Origin of the sequence: Kitasatospora sp. NPDC059571 (assembly GCF_042735675.1) — a bacterium.
Taxonomy (GTDB): domain Bacteria; phylum Actinomycetota; class Actinomycetes; order Streptomycetales; family Streptomycetaceae; genus Kitasatospora.
Map to the genome: position 1 here is coordinate 1 of NZ_JBHWBW010000581.1, position 4,355 is coordinate 4,355.

Sequence of the window (4,355 nt, forward strand, 5' to 3'; positions counted from 1 at the left end):
CGGGGGCGCCCCCCCCCGCCGCCCCCGCGGGGGGCGGGCGGGGCCCCCCCCCCCCCCCGCCCCTCGGACGGGTTCGCGCCGATCAGGCCAGCAGGGCCTCGATGACGCCGGTGTGGGCGTCCTTCAGCTCCGCCAGCGTGACCGTGAACTGGCCCTGGACGTCGAGCGCGTCGCCGTCCACGACACCGATCCGGGCGACCGGCAGGCCGCGCGCACCGCACATGTCGTTGAACCGGACCTCCTCGCTGCGCGGCACGGCCACCACGGCGCGGCCGGCCGACTCGGAGAAGAGGAACACGAACGGGTCGATGCCCTCCGGGACCACCACGCGGGCGCCGTTGCCGCCCTTGAGGCAGCTCTCCACCAGGGCCTGGCCCAGGCCGCCGTCGGAGAGGTCGTGCGCGGCGTCGACCATGCCGTCGCGGGAGGCCGCGATCAGGATCTCGCCGAGCAGCCGCTCGCGCTCCAGGTCCACCTTGGGCGGCAGGCCGCCGAGGTGGCCGTGGGCGACCTGCGACCAGGCGGAGCCGCCGAGCTCGTCCGCGGTGTCGCCGAGCAGGTACAGCAGCTGGCCCTGCTCGCCGAAGCCGACCGGGGTGCGCCGGGTGACGTCGTCGATGACGCCGAGCACCGCGACCACCGGGGTCGGGTGGATGGCGACGTCGCCGGTCTGGTTGTACAGCGAGACGTTGCCGCCGGTGACCGGGGTGCCGAGCACCTGGCAGGCGTCGGCGAGGCCGCGGGTCGCCTCGGCGAACTGCCACATCACATCCGGGTCCTCGGGGGAGCCGAAGTTGAGGCAGTCGGAGACGGCGAGCGGCTTGGCGCCGCCGGCCGCGACGTTGCGGTACGCCTCGGCGAGGGCCAGCTGGGCGCCGGTGTACGGGTCCAGCTTGGTGTAGCGGCCGTTGCCGTCGGTGGCGACGGAGACACCGAGGTCGGTCTCCTCGTCGATCCGGATCATGCCGGAGTCCTCGCCGACCGAGAGGACCGTGTTGCCGAGCACGTAGCGGTCGTACTGGTCGGTGATCCAGGCCTTGGAGGCCTGGTTCGGCGAGCCGGCGAGCTTGAGGAGCGCGTCCTTGAGCTCGGCGCCGTTCGCCGGGCGCTTCAGGCGCTCCGCCGTCGGGGCGTCGGCCTGGAGTGCGTCCTGCCAGCTCGGGCGGGCAAACGGGCGCTGGTAGGTCGGGCCCTCGTGGGCGACGGTGCGCGGCGGCACGTCCACGACCTGCTCGCCGTGCCAGAAGATCTCCAGGCGCTCGCCGTCGGTCACCTCACCGATGACGGTGGCGATGACGTCCCACTTCTCGCAGATCTCCAGGAAGCGGTCGACCTTGCCCGGCTCGACGATGGCGCACATGCGCTCCTGCGACTCGCTCATGAGGATCTCCTCCGGCGAGAGCGTGTTGTCGCGCAGCGGCACGGTGTCCAGCTCGATCCGCATGCCGCCGGTGCCGGCCGAGGCCAGCTCCGAGGTGGCGCAGGACAGGCCGGCGCCGCCGAGGTCCTGGATGCCCGCGACCAGGTCCTCCTTGAAGATCTCCAGGGTGCACTCGATGAGCAGCTTCTCCTGGAAGGGGTCGCCGACCTGGACGGCGGGGCGCTTGGCCGGGCCGGTGGCGTCGAAGGTCTCCGAGGCGAGCACGGAGACGCCGCCGATGCCGTCGCCGCCGGTGCGGGCGCCGTAGAGGATGACCTTGTTGCCGGGGCCGGAGGCCTTGGCGAGGTGGATGTCCTCGTGCTTCATCACGCCGACGCAGAGCGCGTTGACCAGCGGGTTGCCCTGGTAGCAGGGGTCGAAGACGACCTCGCCGCCGATGTTGGGCAGGCCCAGGCAGTTGCCGTAGCCGCCGATGCCCGCGACGATGCCGGGCAGCACGCGCCGGGTGTCCGGGTGGTCGGCCGCACCGAAGCGCAGCGGGTCCATCACGGCGACCGGGCGCGCGCCCATCGCCAGGATGTCGCGGACGATGCCGCCGATGCCGGTGGCCGCGCCCTGGTAGGGCTCGATGTACGACGGGTGGTTGTGCGACTCCACCTTGAAGGTGACCGCGTAGCCCTGGCCGACGTCGACGACGCCGGCGTTCTCGCCGATGCCGACGAGCATGGCGTCGTTCTGCGGGGCCTTCTCGCCGAACTGCTTCAGGTGGACCTTGGAGCTCTTGTACGAACAGTGCTCGGACCACATGACGGAGTACATCGCCAGCTCGGCGCCGGTCGGGCGGCGGCCGAGGATCTCGCGGATCCGGGTGTACTCGTCCTCCTTGAGGCCGAGTTCGGCCCAGGGCTGGGCCGCGTCCGGGGTCTGCTCGGCGTTCTTGACGGTGTCGAGGGTCATCAGGCGTTCACCAGCTGCTTCAGGACGGAAGTGAAGAAGCCCAGGCCCTCGGTGGTCGGGCCGGTGAGCGGCTCCACGGCGTGCTCCGGGTGCGGCATCAGGCCGACGACGTTGCCGGCGGCGTTGGTGATGCCGGCGATGTCGCGGTACGAACCGTTGGGGTTCACATCCAGGTAGCGGGCGACCACGCGGCCCTCCGCCTCGAGTGCGTCCAGCACGTGCTCGTCGGCGACGAAGCGGCCCTCGCCGTTCTTCAGCGGGACGACGATTTCCTGGCCGGCCGAGTAATCGCGCGTCCACGCGGTGTTGTCGTTCTCGATGCGCAGCTTCTGGTCGCGGCAGACGAAGTGCAGCGAGTCGTTGCGGGTGAGCGCACCGGGCAGCAGGTGCGATTCGCAGAGGACCTGGAAGCCGTTGCAGATACCGAGGACGGGCATTCCCAGCCGGGCCTGCTCGATGATGGTGTCCATGACCGGCGAGAAGCGGGAGATGGCACCGCAGCGGAGATAGTCGCCGTAGGAGAATCCGCCGGGCAGCACGACCGCGTCGACCTGGTGCAGGTCCTTGTCGCGGTGCCAGAGGGCGACCGGCTCCGCGCCGGCGAGGCGGACCGCGCGCTGGGCGTCGCGGTCGTCGAGGGAACCGGGGAAAGTGACGACGCCGACTCGGGTGGTCACTTGCCCTCCTCCTCGACGCGGACGGTGAAGTCCTCGATCACGGTGTTGGCGAGGAAGGTCTCGGCGGCTTCGCGGATACGGGCGAGCGCGGCGTCGTCGACCGGCCCTTCCAGCTCCAGCTCGAAACGCTTGCCCTGGCGGACGTCGGCGATCCCGGCGAAGCCGAGACGCGGCAGTGCACGCTGCACCGCCTGTCCCTGGGGGTCGAGGATCTCCGGCTTGAGCATGACGTCGACTACGACGCGTGCCACTGGCACTCCCGGTGGTGATTGCGTGAAGGCGGGGGACCTTCAGACTACCCGGGATTTCGGGGCCCTCGGCGGGCGCACCTTCGTGACGCGCGTAGACAAACGCCCCTTACGCGACAAGGGCTCCGGGCCTCCACGGGCCCTCCCGGACGGCCTTTCCCGGCGATTCAATCCGCCGTCGGCGGCGCCGCCGAGAACGTCCGAATACCGGCACACCGGACAGATCGACCACATCGTATCCGCTGCTATCCGCGCACCGGTGAAGTCTCGTGAATTTACGGAAAAAGGAATGCCGGGGACTTCGATTTCCGGCGGCTTTGGGTGCAGAATAGGGCGACCGAGGGCGGCCGAGGCTGCCTTTCGGCACGGCATGTCCGCCTGCCGTCGCGCACCCTCGCGCCCCCGGCGGACGGGTCACCGGGCATCCAGCACCCGGCGGCCGAATTGCCCGAGAGGATTGACACCCATGGCTCAGCGTGTAGTCGTCACGCTCTCCGACGACCTGGACGGCGGCGCCGCCGCGGAAACCGTCCACTTCGGAGTCGACGGGAAGTCGTACGAGATCGACCTGTCCGTGGAGAACGCGGAGAAGCTGCGCGAGGCCCTCGCCCCGTTCGTCGCGGCCGGCCGCCGGCAGAGCCGCACGGGCAAGTCCTTCCGCCGTACCGCACTCACCCCCGACCCGGCCGCCGTCCGGGCCTGGGCGCAGTCGCACGGCATGGAACTCCCGGCCCGCGGCCGCATCCCCAAGCACGTCTACGAGCAGTTCGCCGAGGCCAACTGAGGTCGGCGCCGCCCCGCCCCGGTACCCCCCGGGGGAAAGGGTGGGGCGAGCACTCCGATCGATGGGGTAGAGTATTTCTCGTCGCCGCAACCGGAGGCCGAAAGGCAGCCGGGAGAGGCGGTCGGTGCCCAGGCACCGTGCGGACGTGGCTCAGTTGGTAGAGCATCACCTTGCCAAGGTGAGGGTCGCGAGTTCGAATCTCGTCGTCCGCTCGCAGTGTTCGAGCAACACAGCAGTACAACAGAAGAAGCATGCGGACGTGGCTCAGTTGGTAGAGCATCACCTTGCCAAGGGGTGGGTCGCGAGGT

At 70.5% G+C, this 4,355-nt stretch carries 4 protein-coding genes and 1 tRNA gene; 2 read left to right on the forward strand and 3 right to left on the reverse strand.

Annotated elements, in window-relative coordinates:
• Positions 1 to 82 precede the first annotated feature (82 nt).
• From purL to purS, 3 genes are read right to left on the reverse strand one after another with little or no spacing between them, the layout of a single operon-like run.
• The gene (purL, locus tag ACFV0G_RS35905) at positions 83 to 2,338 is read right to left on the reverse strand and encodes a phosphoribosylformylglycinamidine synthase subunit PurL (protein ID WP_380556994.1); all 2,256 of its coding nucleotides are present in this window, start codon (positions 2,336 to 2,338) and stop codon (positions 83 to 85) included.
• The gene (gene purQ / locus ACFV0G_RS35910; RefSeq protein ID WP_380556996.1) at positions 2,338 to 3,015 is read right to left on the reverse strand and encodes a phosphoribosylformylglycinamidine synthase subunit PurQ; all 678 of its coding nucleotides are present in this window, start codon (positions 3,013 to 3,015) and stop codon (positions 2,338 to 2,340) included. Before purQ ends, purL begins: the two co-directional genes overlap by 1 nt.
• On the reverse strand, positions 3,012 to 3,266 hold the full coding sequence (gene purS / locus ACFV0G_RS35915; protein WP_033250393.1) for a phosphoribosylformylglycinamidine synthase subunit PurS: 255 nt from the start codon (positions 3,264 to 3,266) through the stop codon (positions 3,012 to 3,014). Before purS ends, purQ begins: the two co-directional genes overlap by 4 nt.
• A gap of 463 nt (positions 3,267 to 3,729) precedes the next feature.
• Between purS and ACFV0G_RS35920 the strand changes: the two genes are divergently transcribed.
• Both ACFV0G_RS35920 and ACFV0G_RS35925 read left to right on the forward strand, forming a co-directional pair.
• Entirely contained in the window at positions 3,730 to 4,047 is a 318-nt protein-coding gene (locus ACFV0G_RS35920; protein WP_100889306.1) for an Lsr2 family protein, read from the forward strand.
• 139 nt (positions 4,048 to 4,186) lie between these two features.
• A tRNA-Gly gene (locus ACFV0G_RS35925) sits at positions 4,187 to 4,259 on the forward strand.
• Positions 4,260 to 4,355: the final 96 nt, after the last annotated feature.

Coding starts and splice junctions, on each gene's coding strand:
- ACFV0G_RS35920 (WP_100889306.1), top strand. CDS start 3,730: ATGGCTCAGCGTGTAGTCGTCACGCTCTCCGACGACCTGGACGGCGGC.
- purL (WP_380556994.1), bottom strand. CDS start 2,338: ATGACCCTCGACACCGTCAAGAACGCCGAGCAGACCCCGGACGCGGCC.